General features: G+C 40.9%; 16 protein-coding genes. 6 read left to right on the top strand and 10 right to left on the bottom strand.

Going from position 1 to position 20984, the window contains the following annotated elements; genetic code table 11:
* Window positions 1-13 precede the first annotated feature (13 nt).
* The 7 genes from AB1Z56_RS11055 to AB1Z56_RS11025 all read right to left on the bottom strand — a co-directional run bounded on the left by AB1Z56_RS11055 (window position 14) and on the right by AB1Z56_RS11025 (window position 9621).
* Entirely contained in the window at window positions 14-1480 is a 1467-nt protein-coding gene (locus tag AB1Z56_RS11055) for an efflux transporter outer membrane subunit (RefSeq protein WP_426792049.1), read from the bottom strand.
* Window positions 1480-4632, bottom strand: a complete 3153-nt coding sequence (locus AB1Z56_RS11050; RefSeq protein ID WP_426792048.1) for an efflux RND transporter permease subunit — start codon at window positions 4630-4632, stop codon at window positions 1480-1482. Before AB1Z56_RS11050 ends, AB1Z56_RS11055 begins: the two co-directional genes overlap by 1 nt.
* 76 nt (window positions 4633-4708) lie before the next feature.
* Entirely contained in the window at window positions 4709-5872 is a 1164-nt protein-coding gene (locus AB1Z56_RS11045; protein ID WP_309363672.1) for an efflux RND transporter periplasmic adaptor subunit, read from the bottom strand.
* 246 nt (window positions 5873-6118) lie between these two features.
* Window positions 6119-6952, bottom strand: coding sequence for an AMP nucleosidase (locus tag AB1Z56_RS11040; RefSeq protein WP_309363674.1), 834 nt, complete (start codon window positions 6950-6952; stop codon window positions 6119-6121).
* 121 nt (window positions 6953-7073) lie between these two features.
* Window positions 7074-8324 (bottom strand): ATP-dependent Clp protease ATP-binding subunit ClpX, encoded by a 1251-nt coding sequence (gene clpX / locus AB1Z56_RS11035; RefSeq protein ID WP_070565518.1) that lies wholly within the window; start codon window positions 8322-8324, stop codon window positions 7074-7076.
* Between the two features lie 2 nt (window positions 8325-8326).
* Window positions 8327-9028, bottom strand: coding sequence for an ATP-dependent Clp endopeptidase proteolytic subunit ClpP (clpP, locus tag AB1Z56_RS11030; protein WP_046674530.1), 702 nt, complete (start codon window positions 9026-9028; stop codon window positions 8327-8329).
* Between the two features lie 131 nt (window positions 9029-9159).
* Complete coding sequence (locus tag AB1Z56_RS11025; protein ID WP_309363677.1) at window positions 9160-9621, bottom strand: type I restriction enzyme HsdR N-terminal domain-containing protein; 462 nt, start codon at window positions 9619-9621, stop codon at window positions 9160-9162.
* 423 nt (window positions 9622-10044) lie between these two features.
* On the opposite strand from AB1Z56_RS11025, the gene holA reads away from it, so the two are divergent.
* The 6 genes from holA to AB1Z56_RS10995 all read left to right on the top strand — a co-directional run bounded on the left by holA (window position 10045) and on the right by AB1Z56_RS10995 (window position 17493).
* The gene (gene holA / locus AB1Z56_RS11020) at window positions 10045-11052 is read left to right on the top strand and encodes a DNA polymerase III subunit delta (protein WP_293906524.1); all 1008 of its coding nucleotides are present in this window, start codon (window positions 10045-10047) and stop codon (window positions 11050-11052) included.
* Between the two features lie 171 nt (window positions 11053-11223).
* Window positions 11224-11841, top strand: a complete 618-nt coding sequence (locus AB1Z56_RS11015) for a TetR/AcrR family transcriptional regulator (RefSeq protein WP_309363679.1) — start codon at window positions 11224-11226, stop codon at window positions 11839-11841.
* Window positions 11831-13141, top strand: a complete 1311-nt coding sequence (locus AB1Z56_RS11010) for a TolC family protein (protein ID WP_309363681.1) — start codon at window positions 11831-11833, stop codon at window positions 13139-13141. The genes AB1Z56_RS11015 and AB1Z56_RS11010 overlap by 11 nt, the downstream gene beginning before the upstream one ends.
* Window positions 13142-13155: 14 nt before the next feature.
* Entirely contained in the window at window positions 13156-14259 is a 1104-nt protein-coding gene (locus AB1Z56_RS11005) for an HlyD family secretion protein (protein WP_309363683.1), read from the top strand.
* 2 nt (window positions 14260-14261) lie between these two features.
* Entirely contained in the window at window positions 14262-15845 is a 1584-nt protein-coding gene (locus AB1Z56_RS11000; protein ID WP_309363685.1) for an MDR family MFS transporter, read from the top strand.
* Window positions 15846-16263: 418 nt separating this feature from the next.
* Window positions 16264-17493: a sterol desaturase family protein gene (locus tag AB1Z56_RS10995; protein WP_426792047.1), complete on the top strand. Its 1230-nt coding sequence runs from the start codon at window positions 16264-16266 to the stop codon at window positions 17491-17493.
* A 63-nt stretch (window positions 17494-17556) separates the two neighbouring features.
* Here AB1Z56_RS10995 and AB1Z56_RS10990 read toward each other — a convergent pair whose 3' ends face one another.
* The 3 genes from AB1Z56_RS10990 to AB1Z56_RS10980 are packed head-to-tail and all read right to left on the bottom strand — an operon-like array spanning window position 17557 to window position 20850.
* A complete protein-coding gene (locus AB1Z56_RS10990; protein ID WP_426792046.1) occupies window positions 17557-18699 on the bottom strand; it encodes a glycosyltransferase family 4 protein in 1143 nt (380 codons plus the stop codon).
* Window positions 18686-19687: a lysylphosphatidylglycerol synthase transmembrane domain-containing protein gene (locus AB1Z56_RS10985; RefSeq protein WP_426792045.1), complete on the bottom strand. Its 1002-nt coding sequence runs from the start codon at window positions 19685-19687 to the stop codon at window positions 18686-18688. The genes AB1Z56_RS10990 and AB1Z56_RS10985 overlap by 14 nt, the downstream gene beginning before the upstream one ends.
* Window positions 19675-20850: a glycosyltransferase family 4 protein gene (locus AB1Z56_RS10980; protein WP_309363693.1), complete on the bottom strand. Its 1176-nt coding sequence runs from the start codon at window positions 20848-20850 to the stop codon at window positions 19675-19677. Before AB1Z56_RS10980 ends, AB1Z56_RS10985 begins: the two co-directional genes overlap by 13 nt.
* Window positions 20851-20984 lie beyond the last annotated feature (134 nt).

Here is a 20984-nt window from a genome sequence, read left to right as displayed (position 1 = left end):
AAGTTTTAAATCCTTATCTCCAACCTCCGCCGAGTGCTCGGTATAGATCCACAAATGCATCTAAATGCTGCTGTCTTAACTCGACGAGATCCAGGTCACTGTTGAGGGCGTTGCTTTGTGCTGTAATGACCTCTAAATAAGTTGCATATCCACTTTTAAAGAGCAGGCCTGCATTCTTGACCGCCAAATGTGCATTATCGACTCTTTCTTTTGCCAAAGATAACTGTTCCCGTTGTTTGTCGACTGTGACCACTGCATTAGAGACCTCGGCTACGGCTTCAACGACTTTCTGCTGCAGCTGGATTTCGGCTTTATCACGTTCCAGTTTAGCTACCTCATACTGTGTTTTCAACGTTTTGTTTTTAAAAATAGGTGTGGTTAAATTGCCAGTTATACCACCGAGCAATGCACCGGGGATATTGAACCAATTTTTGGGCAGCATGCTGTTGACACCCAAAACACCGCCGACAGTTAACGATGGATAACGCATGGCCTGCAGGATGTTGGCGTTGGCATTGGCCGCCATTAATTGAAATTCAGATGACCGGATATCAGGTCGATTACGGACGATCTCGATCGGAGAACCTAGCGAGATGTCCTTGCTCTCTGCGAAGAGATGTTCGTAAGAAGTACCTCTTTTGATGCTGTCGGGCAATTTTCCGGTAAGTGTCTGAAGTGCATTTTCCTGGATGACAATTTCTTTTTCAAGTTCGGGCACCAGTGAAGCCGCGAGCAGACGCTGCGATTGTGTTTGCTGGATCGCCAGGGCGGTAATCTCGCCGGCTTCATATTGCAGTTTGATCATGCGCAAGGTACTGTCGTTTAACTGAACGTTACGTTTGGCGACTTCTATTTTAGCATCAAGCATCAGAAGATTGAAATAACCTTTTGCTACCGAAGTTATGATGGAGGTCTGTATTGCATTTTTTGCTTCCTGTGTATCCAGGTACTCGGCTAGAAGCTGTTCTTGTTTGCTTCCGATTTTCTTCCAGATATCTATTTCCCAGCTAAAGTTAATATCTGAACCAAACATCGACTGGTAGACGAACATATTTTCGGGAGCTTTTTCACCTTTGTGGTCATAGTATTTGGTCAGGGGACCGCTGCCAAAATCCTTCGATCGCCAGGTACGGTTTCCATTGGCAATCGTTGCATTTACGCTAGGTAAATAATTGGCCTTATTCTGTGCTAAAACCCGGTTTGAAATCTGCAAGTTGAGTAATGCTGTCTTCATCTCAAAATTGTTTGCCAGGGCAGAATCAATCAATAATTTTAATGTGGGATCATGAAAGAAAGATTTCCAATGGATCAGTCCCATACTGGAGGTGTCCCCGAAGTAATCCAACGTATCGCCACGAAAGTTTTCCGGAAGTTTGAGTTTGGGCTGCACATAATCTTTGCCGATCTTACAGGCATTCATTAGGCTTAAGAGACCTATGATGATCGATATTCCCGAAAGGTATTTTTTTATGTTTTTCATTATTCTTCCTCTTCTTTAGCTAGTTTATCATGTAGTTTTTCATCCAAACCTTTAAATACGACAAAGAGTACTGGGATGATAAAGATGCCGAATGCCACACCAAAGAGCATGCCCCCAGCGGCGCTGAAACTAATCGAATGGTTGCCAATGGCCGATGGTCCTACCGTCCACATCAGGGGAACGAGGCCGGCGACAAATGCCAGGCTAGTCATCAAGATTGGCCGTAACCTAAGTTTGGAGCCGCTAATGGCTGCATCGACGATACTTTTGCCATTTTTGCGTTCCTGGACGGCAAATTCGACGATCAGAATAGCGTTTTTGGCCAGAAGGCCAATGAGCATAATCAGTCCCACCTGAACATAAATATTGTTTTGAAGTCCAACTAGGTTGATCACGGAGAAAACCCCTATCAGTCCCACAGGGATAGACAATAGCACTGCCCAAGGGAGGATATAGCTCTCGTATTGGGCCGAAAGCAGAAAGTAGACGAACAGAATACTCAGTACAAAAATCAAAATGGTCTGTGAACCCGATTGACTCTCCTCATAGCTCATGCCCGTCCATTCAAAACCGTAATTGCCGGGAAGCTTATTGTCGGCCAATTTTTGGATAGCTTGCATGGCATCATCTGTGCTGTAACCTTCTGCAGGTGTAATATTTACAGCAATTGCATTGTACAGATTATAACGTGTAATGGTTTCTGGACCTACGGTCTTTTCCAAGGTCAATATTGTATTGATCGGAACCATTTCACCCTTGTTATTGCGTACAAAAATAGAATTGAAGGATTCGGGATCTTTACGGAAATCAAAATCTGATTGCACATAAACACGATATTGGCGACCAAACCTATTGAAATCACTCGCCTGTACACGTGCAAAGTAAGATCGGATTGTGGACATGAGATCTTTGATCTCAACGCCCAGTGATTTAGCTTTGACGGCGTCGATATTTACTTCATATTGTGGGAAGTTTGATTTGAAACTTGTGTAGGCACTGCGTATTTCCGGCAGGGTATTGAGCTGGTTGATAAAGGTATCGGCAATGGTGTTAAAATCCCTGATGTCACCGCCCATTCGATCCTGAAGTACCATTTCAATTCCGGCAAAGTCTCCAAAGCCCTGTACGGTAGGCCGTGGAAATACCGTAAAGGTCGCTTCATTAATCTGGGATAGATCATTTCTGATGGTATCCATGAAGGCATTGATATTTTTGATTTGTTCACGTTTTGCATGCGGTTTTAGGGTAATGTACCCAGCGGCAAAAGCAGGACTTGAACTTCCATCCAGTGCATTGAAACCCGAAACTGTTGTCATCCCATCGATATCCTGTCTTTTCTTTAAAATGCTGTCCGCACGGTGAAGAACTTCAGTTGTCCGGCTCAATGAAGCGCCGGGTGGGAGTGCTATGTTGTAGGTGATAAATCCATCATCTTCTGTCGGAATAAAACTTTTGGGTGTTTTCATCATAAACACAATGCCAAGCGCTGTAATTAAAATTAAGCCTGCCCAGGCTATTTTCTTATTCTTGATCAGTATTTCTACAATCGAGACATAACGGGCGGTCAGTCGATCAAAAGAGGTATTGAATGCTTTAAAGAAACGATCTTTAAATTGGTTCACTTTACCGGTCTTCTGATTTGCATGATGGTTTGGTGCTTTAAGCAGGAGCGCACATAAGGCCGGACTCAGCGTTAGGGCATTGAGTGCTGAAATTAGAATTGCTGTTGCCAAGGTGTAAGCAAACTGCCGGTAAAAGATACCTGCTGGCCCTTCCATAAATCCGACAGGCAAAAATACTGCCGCCATGACCATGGTAATGGAAAGGATCGCGCCCGTAATTTCAGACATCGTCGACAGTGTCGCCGCTCTAGGTTTCAATCCCGTACTGTGCATTTTTTCGTGGATGGCCTCGACGACAACGATTGCATCATCCACCACGATACCAATGGCCAGGACCAAGGCAAACATCGTGAGGACATTGAGAGAAAATCCAAAGAGCTGCAGAAAAAAGAAAGTTCCTACCAACGAAACCGGAATTGCAATTGCTGGAATCAGGGTAGACCTGAAATCCTGAAGGAAGATAAAGACAATAACAAATACCAGAATAAAAGCTTCAAAAAGTGTGTGCTCAACTTGATTGATCGATTCATCGATCTGATCGCGTACCGAGTAGGTCACTTCATAGTGTATGCCTTTTGGAAATGTTTTGGATTGTTCTTCAAGAACTTTTCTGACGGCAATATCAATATCATGGGCGTTGGAACCACTGGTTTGTGTTAAGTTGAGTGTAAGACCGGGATGTCCATTTACCTTATTGTCGCTGCTTAGATTTGTCGCACCAAACTCGACGCGTGCCACATCTTTTAAATAAAGTACTGAACCGTCGCTGTTGGTTTTGATCACAATACTTTGGAATTCCTCTGGTGTGGTAAAACGCCCTTTGTGACGTATTACGGTTTCGAAAGCTTCATCCGAAGTTTCGCCAAATTTACCGGGAGCAATTTCAAAATTTTGGTCTTTTATAGCATTGGTCACATCCTGCGGGACAAGGTTGTAAAGGGCTAACTTCTCGGGGTTCAGCCAGAGCCGCATAGCATAATCTCGTGCTCCTAAACGCGAAACCTGAGCAACACCGTCTACACGCAGCAAAGGCCGCATCAGATTGATCTGCGCATAGGCCTGGAGAAATGTTTCATCGTAGGCGCTATCCTGGTGATCAGAATAGAGATTGATGGTCATAATGACACCTGTTTGCCGTGGCATAACCGTGATGCCGGCTTCGTTTACTTCCGCAGGAATGGAACTGATTGCTTTGGAAATTCGTGTTTGCACATTGACGGAGGCAATATCCGGGTTGGTACCTGTTTTGAAATAAACGGATACGCTTCCGGATCCAGAATTAGAAGCAGATGACTTGATATAAGTCATATCTTCTACACCATTGATGGCTTCTTCAATCGGGAGCAGAACACTTTTTGCTACGGTCTCGGCGTTAGCTCCCGGATAACTCAGTGAAACAAGTACACTTGGCGGTGCAATTTCCGGGAAGCGTGAGACGGGAAGCAGTTTTAGTCCAACCAAGCCTAGGATAACCAGAATAATGGACACCACAGTGGCTAAAACGGGCCTATTTATAAATGTTTTTAGCATATAGATAGAATTTAAACATGCTGCTTTCTGCGCATAGTATACCATGCACAGTGCAGCCTGCAAAAATGATCGATAATTATTTTTGTAAAATCGGAGTTACTGGTGAGCCGTCCGTTAGTTTGTCAAATCCACTGGTAATAACGCGATCGTTTTCCTGCAGTCCTGAGTAAACGATATAGTTGCTTTTACTTTTGCCTGTAAGCTGGATATTTCGTTTCTGTGCCTTATTGTTTTTGTCCAGTATATAGACAAAGGTTTTATCCTGCAGCTCATTAACGGCGATCTGAGGGATCTGGAGAACATCTTTTTTCACTTCGGCAATTTTAAGGGTACCACTGCTTCCGGATCGAAGTATATTATCGTGGTTTTGAAATGTTGCGCGCAAGGAGATTGCTCCCGTAGTACGGTTGATCTGACCATTTACGGCGTCGACAATACCTTTCTTTGCATATTCTTCGCCATCTGCCAGAACTAGCGTAACTTCGGGAAAAACAAGTTTCTGATTCTGGTTGTATTTTTTTCCTTCTAAACTGTCTTTTTTTGCCTGTGCTTTGGAAAAATAGAGGAAATCCGATTCATTCATGGAAAAATAAACGTATACTTCCTGGATATCCGACAGGTAGGTGAGGGGTTCTTTATCACCTTTTGAGACCAGATTTCCGATGCGTTTTGGGATTCGGCCGATATAACCGCTTACCGGAGCTGTGATCACTGTAAAATCCTTACTGATCTGAGCCGAACGTACGGCTGCGATGGCCTGGTCTAGCGTTGCCTTGGCTACTTGATAGTCTGATTTGGCCGAAGCCAGTCTGACATCCGAAATAACGTCGTTTTGAACTAGCGGTTTCAATCGGTCTACTTCGAGCTGTGCATTTTTAAGTTTAGCTCTCGCGACCTGTTCCGTAGCCACCATGTTATTGAGATTTTCCTGATAGGTAGAGGGGTCTACTTTAAATAACTTCTGACCTTTTTGTACAAAAGAACCTTCATCCACATAAATTTCCTGCAGCAGTCCTTCGACCTGTGGGCGGACTTCGACGTTGACTTTGCCTTCAATAGTCCCTAAATAATCCTTGATGGTAGTCGCATCTGATTTAGTGACGGTATAAACGGGCAAGGCTACGGTTTTTTCATTGGTTTTATTTTCTTTTGAAGAACTTGAAGAACAACTTACCTGAGTGGCTAAGGCTGAACAAATCAATACGGATACTTTAAAAATAGATAATGTTTTTTTCTTCACAATGCTTGATTAATTTTTACGATATATGTGTTGTGTAATATGAATATTACAATATAAACGTCAAATCGTTTGATTATTGTGAAGATTAACATTTGTTAACATCTCAAACATTAGTTAATAGTTGTTCAATTATTAATCAAAAATAATGTTTAATAGTTTTAAATGTCTGATAATTATTGTCTTATGGAGGGAGGGGACATCATATTTTCCGTTAGGAGGAAAATATGATGTTGTCGCTTAAATACCTTAAAATTTAAGGTGTTTAACGGTCAATCCGTTATTGATAAGCTGTTTTAAAGCATCGATACCTATGCTGATATGTGCTTCTACATATTTTGCAGTCACAGTGACATCACTGACCGAAGTTTTAACGCCTTCTGGAACCATAGGTTGATCCGAAACCAGCAATAAAGCACCTGTTGGAATCTTGTTGGCAAAGCCGACGCTAAATATTGTCGCTGTTTCCATATCGACACACATGGCACGGATTGATTTCAAATATTTTTTGAAAGCTTTGTCGTGCTCCCAAACCCGTCTATTAGTTGTGTATACCGTTCCTGTCCAGTAGTCACGTTGGTGGTCGCGAATGGTGGTGGAGATCGCCTTTTGCATAGCGAAGGCTGGCAACGAAGGTACTTCTGGTGGAAAGTAGTCATTGGATGTTCCTTCGCCGCGAATGGCCGCAATTGGCAGGATCAATTCCCCTACAGGAATCTTTTTCTTGATACCACCGGTCTTACCCAAAAATAAGACTGCTTTTGGGGCAATTGCCGCTAGAAGATCCATAATGGTCGCAGCCATGGGGCTTCCCATCCCGAAATTGATAATAGTGATGCCTCCGGCAGTGACGGATTGCATCGGTTTATCTTCCCCGTAAATAGGGGCATTATCATGCATTTCAGAAAACAGATGGATATATTTTGAAAAGTTCGTTAAAAGGATATATTCTCCAAACTCTTCCAAAGGTCTTCCGGTATAACGGGGAAGCCAGTTGTTCACGATTTCTTCTTTGGTTTTTAAACCTGGGGTGATCGGACTATTCACGGTATTCTTTGCACTTTTCTTTGTTGTCATAGTCATTAAATTTAATTTCTTGAATCTCTTATCTTCCTGTCAACATTCCGTTATGGCTATGTTATTATTGTAATATAAGATTTTTAATTCTTTAAAAAAAAATCCCGTTCAGCGAACGGGATTTTTTTTAAGCGACTTTAAGCTTTTTCAGATCGGACTTTTCGAATTTTTTCTTCGCATAGTCCAAGGTGATTTCCAATGCTTTCTGTCCCGTTTGCTCTTTTGTCGACGGAATCTCAAACATGGCATCCAGCATAATGGCTTCGCAGATACTGCGGAGGCCACGGGCTCCAAGTTTAAATTCGTCCGCTTTATCAACAATAAACGTATATACGTCAGGATCAAATTTTAGTTCTATACCTTCGTATTCAAACAACTTCTTATATTGTTTTACCAATGCATTTTTTGGTTCAGTCAAAATGCTCAGTAAGGTCTCCTTATCCAGCGGATTTAAGTAAGTCAATACAGGAAGACGGCCAATTAGCTCTGGAATTAAACCAAAGTTCTTTAAGTCTTGAGGTGTAATATACTTGTATAAGTTATTCAAGTCAATTTCCTCTTCGTCTTCGTTCATTTTATAACCTACTGTTTGCGTGCGCAGACGGTTTGCAATTTTCTTTTGAATACCGTCGAATGCACCACCACAGATAAATAGAATATTACTTGTATTGACTGCGATCATTTTTTGATCCGGGTGTTTACGGCCACCTTGAGGTGGAACGTTTACAACCGTGCCTTCCAGAATCTTCAATAAAGCTTGCTGCACACCTTCACCCGATACATCTCTTGTAATAGACGGATTGTCGCTTTTACGTGCGATTTTATCAATCTCATCGATATAGATGATGCCGCGTTCTGCAGAGGCTACATCATAATCTGCTGCTTGCAGTAAACGTGTCAATATACTTTCTACGTCTTCCCCTACATAACCTGCTTCTGTCAATACGGTTGCATCCACAATACAGAAGGGTACATTCAATATCTTGGCAACAGTTTTTGCCAGTAAGGTTTTACCTGTACCTGTTTCACCAACGATAATCAAATTGGATTTTTCGATTTCAATCTCGTCTTTATCCACTTTCTGATTTAAACGTTTATAGTGATTATAAACGGCTACAGAAATTACTTTTTTTGCATCATCCTGACCAATTACATATTGATCCAAGTGAGTTTTAATCTCCAAAGGACGGATCAACTTTAAAGCAGTCTGTAAAGTTTTACTTTTTCGTTGTTTTAATTCTTCTGCCAAGATTTCGCCTGCTTGCTGGATACATCTGTCGCAGATGTGTGCTCCGTTGCCTGCAATTAGCATCTGGGCTTCATTTTTGCTTATGCCACAAAACGAACAGTGAATGTCTCTATCGTTATTCTTTGCCATTGTTATTTAATAATCTCCTTCTTAGGAAGTAAAATCTCGTCAATCATACCGAATTCTTTGGCTTCATTGGCTCTCATCCAGTAATCGCGATCGGAAGATTTTTCTACCCATTCGTAAGTTTGTCCAGAATGATCTGAAATAATGGTGTATAATTCTTCTTTCAATTTCATCATCTCACGTAAGTTGATTTCCATGTCGGCAGCAACTCCTTGAGCGCCTCCAGAAGGTTGGTGAATCATGACGCGTGAGTGACGTAAGGCAGCACGTTTGCCTTTTGCACCAGCAACCAAAAGAACAGCTCCCATAGACGCAGCAATACCTGTACAGATAGTCGCTACATCTGGCGTGATGTATTGCATGGTGTCATAAATACCTAGACCCGCGTAAACGCTTCCACCCGGTGAATTAATGTAGATCTGGATATCACGTTGTGCATCGGTAGATTGTAAGAACAAGAGCTGTGCCTGAATAATGTTGGCTACCTGATCATCAATGCCGCTACCTAAAAATATGATACGGTCCATCATCAAACGCGAAAATACATCCATCTGAGCGACGTTCAATTGACGTTCTTCAACGATGTAAGGCGTAAGGTTTGTCGGAATGCTAGTCTCTGTACGAGCAATGAAGCTATCAACATGTTGACTTCCAATACGGTGATGCTTTACTGCATATTTTCTGAATTCGTTTTTATCTATATTCATCTTTTTATTTTTTCTATTCTGTAGGACTAATATAAAACTATATTTTAAAAATCAAATAAATTGAAAAGATGTTTTACATCTACTTTACATTTTTTAACGATAGCCTCCAGCAATGAGACCGGGCATCGTCCTTAACCAATTTCGTTATAGCCGGGGAGATCTTCTAAAAATTCATAAGACTCCGTGTTAAAGTCGACTTTACAATAATAATGATTGATCCCATTGCTCACCAGCAAGTAAGGGATGCGGTGAACGCTGTTGTAATTTGCAATCTGCTCAAATACTTGCTGCGTGATTTTTATATGTGGTGCCTTAAACTCGGCTAAAACGACCTTATGTCCGCTACTGTTATAAATCAATAAATCACTCCGTTTCTGAAGGTTATTTAATTTCAATCCGCCTTCAATATGCATCAGTGATTTGGGGTAATTTTTCATGAGTGACAAATAGTTGATCCAATGCTGTCTAACCCATTCTTCCGGTGTTAATACCAAGTCCTTTTTTCTGAGCTCATCAAAGATGTAAATCGCATTGTTCTTTTTGGATATTTTAGCTTTAAATGGCGGTAAGTTCAGTGGAGTCGGTGAAAACATACACAAATATACTAAAATTTTAGCAAAAAAAACGAATCATCCAGGGATGCAACCTAGTGTTTTTTTCTGAGAATGCTTGTATTTATTCTTTAGAAAAAAGCTTCAGGCTGCTTTCAGAGTGATAAGTGCACGCAAAATCATAACGATTTTATGGTCAGATGCTCATCGTTTGAAACCAATAGCTTTCCATAATAGTAACCTTTGGATCAAGTTTAAAAACGTAACTTTGCAGTATCTGAAACATTGGTTTGCCGTTAAAATCGTATTTTCGCTTGTTATTATATAGACTTGCCGGAGCAGCGCAAATAGGTTTAACAAGGTATCAGTAAGCGTGCATCAGCAGTGGGGGCGATGGCAGGCTGAAAGCCTGAACAAAGTAAAGGGCAAACTCATAAACGAAGAAGGAATAAAATATAAATACGTATGAATATAAATCCGATCCTATCCGACATTAAGAACAGGTCTTTTAAACCAGTGTATTTATTGCAGGGGGAGGAAAGTTATTTTATCGATACCATTGCCGACGCGCTGGAAGCAACTGTATTGAATGATGCGCAGAAAGGGTTTGACCAATCTATTTTTTACGGAAAAGATATTGATATGCCTACAATTGTCAATGCAGCAAAGCGATATCCCATGCTGAGCGACTATCAGGTTATTATCATAAAGGAAGCGCAGGAACTAAAATGGAAATCGGATACAGAAGAACTGCTGACCAAATACCTGGAGCATCTCACACCGACGACCATACTTGTATTTTGTTTTAAACATGGAAAATTTGACAAACGCAAAAAGGTCTATAAAGTTTTTGAAAAAACAGGCCTTGTTGTAGACGCGGCCAAGCTATATGACGATAAGGTAGCGCCCTGGATTGGAGCCTATGTGAAAGACGCCGGCTGGCGCATTCATCCGCAAGCGACGGTGATGATTGCCGACTATCTTGGCAATGACCTGTCCAAAGTATCCAATGAACTTGACAAGCTGATGCTGAATGTTACCAAAAGTCAAGAGATAAGTATGGAAGACGTTGAGCGAAATATCGGAATATCCAAAGATTACAATGTTTTTGAATTAAATACCGCATTAGCCAAACGTAACGCCTTGAAAGCTTATCAGATCGTCGATTATTTTGTCGCCAATCCCAAAAACAATCCCTTGGTGATGGTAATAGGACAGATAGCCACTTATTTTACCAAAATTCTCAAATACCATTATCTGATCGACAAGTCGGTGGCGGCAAAGGAGCTTGGGGTACATCCTTTCTTTTTGAAGGAGTACGAAATTGCCGCGAGGAACTATAACAGACGGAAAACTTTTGATGTGATCAACGTGCTGAAGGAGACCGATTTAAAATCCAAGGGTGTCCATGTGCCGAGCAACTTTAACAGTGAGGAGATCTTAAAAGAAATGGTCTATCGAATACTAAATTAATTTCCATAAAAATATAAAGACACCAGAAATGGTGTTTTTTTTTACATAAAATTCATAATTAAACGTTTGTTTAAATTAAACGTTTGTTTAACTTTGTCGCGCATTTAGCGGGAATGTATCTTTTCTTCGCTATAAATATGCGATTGTATCGATAAAAGATAGGGGTTTTAAATGGAATTTAACGAGAAACAGATTGATATCCTTCTTGCAGCTGAACGTCTTTTTGCAACGAAAGGTTTTGATGGAACTTCCGTTCGGGATATCGCCAATGAGGCGAATGTAAACGTCGCGATGATCAATTATTATTTTGGTTCTAAAGACAAGCTACTGGATACTTTTTTTGAATGGCGTGTTCCTGATTTTATGATCAATGTGGATGAATTGGCGCTTATTGATAATGCGTTGGACAAAATTGACGCCATGGTGGACCGATCGATCAAATCGATGAATTCACATCGTAAACTGTATCATATCATCACGATTGAGAGTTCCTTGAAGCAGCGTATGCTGATTTCTGAAGCTTTTAGAAAACTTAAGCTGCATAATTTGGAGGTGATCTCTTCTGTGATTAATGAGGGGGTAAAGCAAGGGGTGTTTAAAGCCGGTTATGACCCGATTTTAATCCATTCGATGATGATGGGCACTTTTATGAATTTTCAGATGAACCATTGTTTTTTACAGGATCAGTTGCGTATTGATAACGATGAGGAATATGCAAATTATATAGAAACAACTTTAACAGAATTTATACAGAAAACAATTAAAGCTTTATTGACATATGAAAAATAAGTTGGCCAATTTGAGTGCTTTATTGCTTTTGAGTCCCATGGGTTTGTTGGCACAGGACAACAAGCACATGACTTTGGAAGAAATAATTCACTTGGCTGCAAATCAAAGCGTGGAAGCGAAGTCTGCCGATACCAAGATATTGGGTAGACAGCTCGAAGTTGAAACTGCCAAATCGAAACAGCTTCCTGATGCAAAATTGAGTGGACAATACATGGCTATGACTACTCCAAATGTGAATTTAAAGTTGGCTTTAGGTGAGGGGGGCTCTGCTCCTGATATTGCTGCAAACCAATTGTGGCTGGGACAGGCTTCGGTGAGCATGCCAATCTATACAGGCGGTAAGATTAAAGGGGGAATTGATATTGCAAAAGATGTATTAAAAGCCGAGGAATATAATGCTGTTGCCAGCAAGGAGCAACTGGCAATTCGTGCAGTAAATCTTTATTTGAGCTTGTATAAGGCTCAGCAGACCAATTTGTTAATCGCTGAAAATATCAAGCAGTCTGAACAGCGTGTTTCTGATTTTAAGGCCATGCTGGACAATGGTTTGATTGCTCGGAATGATTTATTAAAAGCGGAACTTCAGCTGTCAAACTATCAGGTTTCTCTTCAGGAAGCACAGAAAAATATCAAGGTGCTTAATTATCAACTGGCCAATTTCTTGAAAATTGACGAGGATACGCAATTGGATCAGATCAATTTGGGAGAAGTAGCGGGGGTAGATTTAGGTCTGAAGGGATCGTATGAAACCGCCAAAACTGTGCGTTCGGACGTGAAGTCGCTGGAGTCGCAGCGTCTGGTTGCTGAAGATCAGCTGAAGGTGACCAAGGCATCGACATTGCCAACAGTTTCTGCAACGGCAGGTTATAATGCTTTTGGTTTGCAAAAAGTGGTTACGGTAACCAATGCTGCTATGGTGGGGGTTGGCGTTTCCTATGATATCGGTTCACTCTATAAGAATAAAAGAGAAGTGAATGTCGCGAAAAATCACATCAAGGAGATCGATGAGCATCTGGAACTCTTGAATGATAAAGTGAAGGTTCAGGTACAGCAAGCGAATGAAAATTATATGCTGGCACAGAAGCAGGATGTCGTTTATCATCAGGCGGTGGACCAGGCTGTTGAAAATTACCGTATCACAAAGGATAAGTACGATAATGGAATCGCCGATACAGACGATTTGTTGACAGCTGATGTACAGCAGCTTCAAAGTAAAATTAATCTTGCGATCAGCAAAGCAAACACAATTGAAAAATACTACGATCTTCTATTGGCAAATGGATCGTTAAACATTAAATAGCAATTAATCTAGACATGGAAAATACAGTAGAAAACGCACCTGAAAAAAAAGGTACAAATAAAAAATTCACAATTATTTTGGCTGCTTTGGTCATCTTTGGAGGAGCCTACGGTGGTTATAAATATATGCATGGCCAGGCGCATGAAACAACAGACGATGCGCAGGTAGAGAAAAACATGAGTCCGATCATTCCACGTGTTGGTGGATTTATCTCGAAAGTCTATGTAAAGGATAATGATTTGGTCAAAAAAGGGGATACTCTTTTTACGATTGAGAGCCAGGATTATCAGGTCCGTGTGGACGAAGCATTAGCGGCATTGGCTGCTGCGCAAAGTAGCTTTGATGTTTCAAAGGCCGATGTATCTGCATCTTCGGCTAATGTAGCGATTTCTGATGCAACGATCCAGTCCAATTCAGGAAGTATTGACGCGGCTCGTATCCGTGCGAAACAAGCAAATAATGACTATATTCGCTACCAGAACCTATACAACAACCAGTCGATTACCAAACAACAGTATGAGCAGGCATTAACAGCGAAATTGGAAGCTGACAAGCAGGTTGAAATTTTGCAACAACAACGTAACGCCAGTGCTTCACAACGTAATGCAGTCGTGAGTAAGACTACAGTAGCTTCAAAGCAAACTTCTGTTGCTGAGGCTAATATAAAAAGAGCAAATGCGCAACTTGAAGCGGCTAAATTAAACCTTTCTTATACTGCAGTACTTGCTTCTGTGGATGGTCAGGTATCGAATATTAAAGTACAACCGGGGCAGATGGTCAATCCAGGCCAGTCTTTGTTCTACATTGTCGATAATATCGAAACTTGGGTAGTTGCGAACTTTAAGGAGACGCAATTGGAAAAAATAAAACCCGGACAAAAAGTCGGTATTAAAGTAGATGCTTATCCAGCTATTGAGTTTGAAGGTGAGGTAAACTCTTTTTCACCAGCTACAGGTTCACGTTTCTCTTTACTACCTCCGGATAATGCGACAGGTAACTTTGTAAAGACCGTTCAGCGTTTACCCGTAAAGATCAAATTGACAAAAGACAATAAAGCAGAAAATGTGGCTTTGCTCAGACCGGGCATGAATGCTGACGTAGATGTGCATGTTCAATAACTATGGAAAATTTAAATCAACAGGATAGTCTGGTTGAATATGGTTTTCGACGCGTTGTCATCACGATTACAGCGGTGCTTTGTGCGCTGCTGGAGATTGTGGATACAACGATTGTCAATGTGGCCCTAAACGATATGAAAGGTTCATTGGGTGCTACATTGACGGATGTGGCCTGGGTTATTACGGCTTATGCAATTGCCAATGTAATTGTAATCCCGATGACCAGCTGGCTGTCGCAGCAGTTTGGACGTAGAAACTACTTTGCGGCTTCCATTATCATATTCACAGTATCTTCATTCTTGTGTGGCAATGCAACCAATATGTGGGAACTTGTTGCATTCCGCTTTATACAAGGGATGGGTGGGGGAGCCTTATTGGTGACAGCCCAAACCATCATTACGGAAAGTTATCCCAAAGAAAAACGTAGTATGGCCCAGGCTATTTACGGTATGGGGGTCATTGTCGGCCCTACCTTGGGCCCGCCGTTGGGAGGATATATAATCGATAACTTCTCATGGCCTTATATCTTTTATATCAATGTGCCGCTTGGAATTATTGCGACCTTGTTGACATTATCTTTTGTACGTAGTCCTAAATACAGTCAAAAGCAGTCTCCTAAGGAAGTGGATTGGTTCGGTATGATATTTTTGATCATGTTCATTGGTTCGCTCCAGTTCGTATTGGAACACGGGCAACAGGATGACTGGTTTGATGATCCTTTGATCCTGGGACTTTCCATCTTATCCGTCTTCGGGTTGCTGTTTTTTATTTGGCGAGAGCTGGTATATGACAAACCTATTGTCAACCTGCGTGTATTGAAAGATAAGAATTTGCAGGTCGGTGTGGTGATGAGCTTTATTCTTGGTTTTGGCTTGTTCGGATCGACGTTTATTATCCCAATTTATACGCAGTCGATATTGGGATGGACAGCGACAGATGCCGGTTTGTTATTGCTGCCAAGTTCAATTATGACAGGTATCATGATGCCTTTTATCGGTAAGATGATCCAGAATGGTGTTCCTCAGAAGTATATGGTTGCTATAGGGCTATGTATCTTTTTTGGCTTTTGTTTTTGGATGTATAGCCTCATGACAAACGATACTGGTTCGGAGCATATGTTTTGGCCATTGATTCTCCGCGGAGTTGGCCTAGGATTGTTGTTTGTGCCTGTTATGACACTGTCTTTATCAACATTACATGGTAAGTCAATCGGTGAAGGAGCTGCTTTTACAGGGATGATGCGTCAATTGGGCGGTTCATTTGGAATTGCTTTGATTACGACATTTATCGCCCGTGATAGCCAAAAACACCGTGTTGATCTGGTAGCTAATTTAGATCCAAGTAAGTTTGATGTGCAACAACGGGTGCAGCAATTGCAAATGAGTTTTCAGGCGAAAGGTTTTTCACCTAATGAGGCTTTGGCCAAAGCGCATCAAATATTGGACTTGAGTGTGATGAAACAAGCAACAGTCCTATCCTACATGGATGTGTTCCTGTACCTCGGCGTTGTCTTTCTGATTTGTGTTCCTTTTGTATTGATGATCAAACAAGGAAAAACCCAAATCGATATGTCGAGTGTGCACTAGAGCACGATAGACTGATTTCATATCCTAAAGGTAAATTATTCAAAAAGGATAGTTAATCCTTTAACCAGGAGCCCTCAAAATGCGCTGAGCTTTTTGAGGGCTTTTTTATTTCCTTTTTTTTCTGAATTGCCTGTTATTGATTCCGCAAAAATCTCCTTTTGCTTTCTTAGCGGTCGGTGGTCGCAAAGTCATGAAGTTTTTTATTGTTGAATAGTAGGTTCGTTTGACGCTAGTTACTGTTTGTACATCGAAAAGCATGTCAGTTTTGCAAACCGAAAATAATAATTGAAAAACCTGATTTAAAATTGATTGTTTAATAATAAAGAATTTGGAGGAATCAATCTTTTGAAATGGAAAAAGGTGGTTCTTTTAGAATTGTGACTTAGATAGATTTTTTTGTTTTTAAAATAGCGACTGTATGTATACCGAAAAGCTTAATCTTTTGGCATTTATCATTCCCTTGTTTTTAGTTTTGATGCTGTTGGAATACTGGTATAGTTTAAAAAAACAGAAGCGTTTTTATTCTTTTGATGAATCTATCTCAAATCTCAATGTCGGTATCGTCGAGCGCATGTGTGATATGTTTTCCGTGAGCTTGTTTTACTTTTTTTTCGTTTGGGTGTATCAAAATTTTGCTATATTTCATATTGAAGCTAATCTTTGGACCTGGATTATACTTTTCCTATTTACAGATTTTCTTTGGTATTGGTATCATCGTTACAGTCATGAAATCAATCTATTGTGGGCCGCACACGTTGTCCATCATCAGAGCGAAGACTATAACTTCACGGTAGCAGCGCGTATTACCATATTTCAGGCCGTATTTCGTTCGCTGTTTTGGGCTTTTATTCCCCTTTTGGGTTTTCCACCTTTTATGATGACGGCAATTTTATTGGTGCATGGTGTATATCCATTCTTCTCACACACACAAACCGTAGGTAATTTGGGTGTTCTTGAGCGGATATTTGTAACTCCCTCACATCATCGCGTACATCATAGTAGCAATGAAATCTATTTAGATAAGAACTACGGTGACATCCTAATTATTTGGGATAGACTGTTTGGAACATTTATCCCAGAGCAGAAAGAAGAGCCTTGTGTCTATGGGCTTACCAAACCTATTCATCGCTATACTTTCCTATGGCAGCATTTTCATTATTTATTTGAAATTGGCCTGTCATTTAAACGCGCGCAGGGATTTAAAAACAAAATGCGTACTATATTTGGTCGGCCCGACGATATACAGCCTGAAATCAGGGCAGAATTGGAACAGAAGATATTTGCAGGTATCAAACCACAGGTTCATGGACAGCGGTTAAGCCGTTATATCTTTTTTCAGTCCATGCTGACAATGATCCTTCTTTTTTTCTTTTTGCTTTATGGTAATTATCAGCAACTCATCCAGCTCGTTGTTGGCGGAGTATTTATTCTCTGCAGCGTCATTTGTATCGGTGGTCTTCTGGAACATGAAAGTTGGGTTTTTCCGCTTGAGATGTTTCGGTTGTTTTTGTTGCTGCTGTATATCAGCCTAACGTTTTACTCGCCTTTAAGCCTTGTTTTATTAGGATCGTTTGTTTTAATGCAATTGATTTTTTATAAAAGTTTAGCCACGCGTTATAAAAAATTGCTCCATCTTGAGCGAAACTGAATTTATCGGGAAGAATTCTTGTCTGTCCGGATTGTATTCGAATTTATGAAGTATGTAAAAGATCTAGTGGCATAGGTCCACAAAGGACTGACAGTAGGACCTGGCCATAATATCCCAGCTATATTGCTTTAGGGTGTTCTGTTTAAATTGCAGACTTAATTTTTTATAATGTGCTGGATCGTCTAAAATAGCTTGAAGTTGTTCGACCCAGGCATTATGGTTCTTGCTTGCCAGGAGCAGACCATTGCCATTATGCGTCACTGCACTTGTGATGCCTTCCAGTTCGGACGCGACAACAATTGTGCCTGCTGTCGAGGCTTCCAAACAGACGAGTCCAAAGCCTTCCATATCACCCGCCACTTCGATATTAGGCATCAAGAAGGCTTGAGCGTTCGTCAATAGGCTTTTGAGCTGTTCAAATGGAACTTTTCCAAGATGTTGAATTTTTTCGGGATATGCTTTCAGTAGTTTTCGGATCGCCCGTTGATCCGTGGGGTAGCCCAGGAATAGCGTCATTAAATGATATAGCTTTGCTGGCATAAGGTGCAATAAACGTTCTTTCCATGTGGGCTCTTGATCGAAGGGGCCGACCATCAGTAATTTGAAATCACCTTGGATTGCCGGTATGACATCTTTCATAAGCCAGGAGAACCCCTTCCGTTTAACTGCTCGTCCCAATGTAATAAAATAAGGCTTGCTCTCGCTGTTTGTTTCAGTGACTTGGGCGGAGGCCTGTATCGGATCGACACCGTTGGGTATAATAATAATTTTGGAGGAATCAATACCACGTAGCTGGGCAGCTTCTGCGGTGGCTTGGCTAACGGCAATAATCTGGTCAAATGCGTTAAACCTTGGTATGACCTTTTTTTGAAAATAGCTGAAGGGAAATACGATATCCAGGCCATGAATGGTAACCACACGCTTTAAATGGCGGTATCCTTTGTGGAAGGAGGCCAACGATGCGATTAATCCATCGTTAAAGTGAATAAGCTTGATTCCTGGGTTTTCTTTCACCTTTTCCAGGATGCGACGATTTAGCTGAAGAAAGAACGTAAAAACCGACTCCTTATTATCGTAAACTAAGGTGTGCGCTTTCAGGTAAAGAGCTGCTGTGTTGATCAGTTCAAAACTCTGCTTTTCCATGCCTCCAACACGTGGAGGGTATTTGTGGCTGACAAATAATATTTCTATTTCAGACAGGGACATGAACTGGTTTCTTTTTGATGCATAGATAAAATATAAATCCTAAACCTGCCCAGAAGAGCTGCCGGCTGCGGCGCAATAGCGAAGCACTGAGCCAAATTGTTCCCCCTGTAATGCCGATCATATTGAGCAGGAGCTTGTTGGCGATTTCTTCGACACCAAGTTGGCCGGGAATGAAAGCACCCATACTTTTCAGTACAATGACACTCATATCCAGTATCAATCCATGAATCGGTTGGGCAGGGGTACCCAGAAATTTTAGAATATAATAAAATTCCAGACTTCCGATAATCCAATGGAGGGCAAACAATAAATAGGAATACCAAAAAACCTTATTTTGATGTCGGTAAAAGTCTTTTACATTCCAAAGTAGCGTCTGCATATAAGCTTTTGCTTTTCCCCAAAAACTTGTTGTCGAAGCCGAATTTTGCGAAGGATTTTTTGCGGCTATTAGCCAGTAGAGCATCAAGAGAACCAAGAGTAGCAAAAGAGTACAGACGAAATAGATTGTAGAGCCCGTATAACGTATAACTTCACTTTTTAAGGGAGAGAACATCATCCACAGCATAGCGATCAAAAAGAGCGTCAATTGGGACAGGACCGCAGTAATACGGGATATCGCAACAGAATTTAATCCTTCTTTTAACGGAATTTTGTAACGGGTAATCAATTCTGCCTTTAATAGATCCCCACCGATAATGCTTGTGGGATTGAATAGTCCAACGGTTTCACCGATTTGACGGATAGCAAAGAGTTCAATCAGATTAACTTTCTTTTTATCGGAACCCAAACATATCCACCAGGCTAGGGTACCTAGAAAATATGCTGCACAAGTTGTCAGCAAAATAACGATAAAGCGATAACCAACTGCTGAGAGTTCTTTTTTTAACGCATTGAAGTCGCTTTTAGCCAAAAAGATAGCAATGGATACGAGGATCAAAAGTAAAAATGTGCCTTTGATGAGCTTGCTTGGGGATGTTAGTTTGCCCATGCCAAATCTGTTTCCTGTGTTTTATCTATCAGTCGGTCAATATCATCAAAATAGGATTGTGATAGCCTGTTCCAGTCCAATTGGGCAACATAAGAAAGTCCTGCAGCAACAAGATTCTTCTTTAAGTTCGCGTCAGAAAGGATTTTTTTGAGGTAGTAAACATATCCAGCGGCATTCTCAGGCTGACATTTAAAGCCATTTTTCCCATGCTGAATCAGGGATGCGGAACCCCCACCATCGGCGATAACACAGGGAAGTCCAGATGCCAATGCTTCCACAACGACATTCCCATAAGTTTCTGAAACTGATGGAAAGACAAACGCATCTGCCGACGCATATAGGGCCGCAAGCTCTTCATGGTTTTTCTTTCCTAAAAATATGGCTTTCGGCATCTCTTGCATCGCAATTACTTTGGCTGTTCCTTCACCAACAACAATGAAATTATAGTCAAGGTTTTGTGCCTGTATCTGTTGATAGATTTCAATAAGCGTTTTAATATTTTTTTCCCAGACGATACGACTGACAAAAAGGATTGTTGGTTTGTCATTCTTTGTGATGGTCTGCAGGTGAGATCGATTCTTTTTATTAGGGTTAAATAGGGCTGTGTCTATTCCTCTTTGCCACAGCTTTAATCCTTCTTGTTGTAAGCCGATCTGCTGTAATTCGTTTAGAATGGAGTTGGTCGGTACATAGACAATATCACATTTGTTATAAAAGTTATTCATTGCTTTTTTCATCCATTGTTCAGTCGGTTTGACCAGGGGTAATATGTTTTTGAAATAATAGGCAATGTATGAAATGAAGTGTGTGTGATAGATCGTAAGAACAGGAATACCTTTCCGTTTGGCATAATTCAAGGCAAAGAAACCTAAAAGGGAAGGAGTTGCAATATGGATCGTGTCTGGGGCAAATTCATCCAGGGCAAGTTCAAGTTTCTTTTTAATAAGCTGTGGAATAGCAAGGCAATAATCATCATTGACGGGTATTTTGAATGTCGGGACCTTGTAAGAATGAAAATTTCGAAATTGCGTGGGGCCGCCGCCATAGATAAAAAAATAATCGAATTTTTGCTGATCGATGCGGTTTATCAGCTGAAACATTGTACGCGATGCACCGTCGAAATCCTCAACGAGTATCTCTGTAAAGAATGCTACCTTTCTCATGTTATTCTTATTAGGGGTTGTATAAAAATATCTGAAAGCTGTAACTCCTATGCTATGCGGGTATTAACCTTTTGTCATTATAGTGTTTATAAATTATGAGTTTTTAATAATTTGTGCATAATTATTAAAAGTAG

It is taken from the genome of Sphingobacterium sp. WOUb80 (genome assembly GCF_050058145.1).
Lineage (GTDB): Bacteria > Bacteroidota > Bacteroidia > Sphingobacteriales > Sphingobacteriaceae > Sphingobacterium.
Note: the sequence above shows the minus strand (reverse complement) of the source record. Positions and strands in the feature narration are given on the sequence as shown.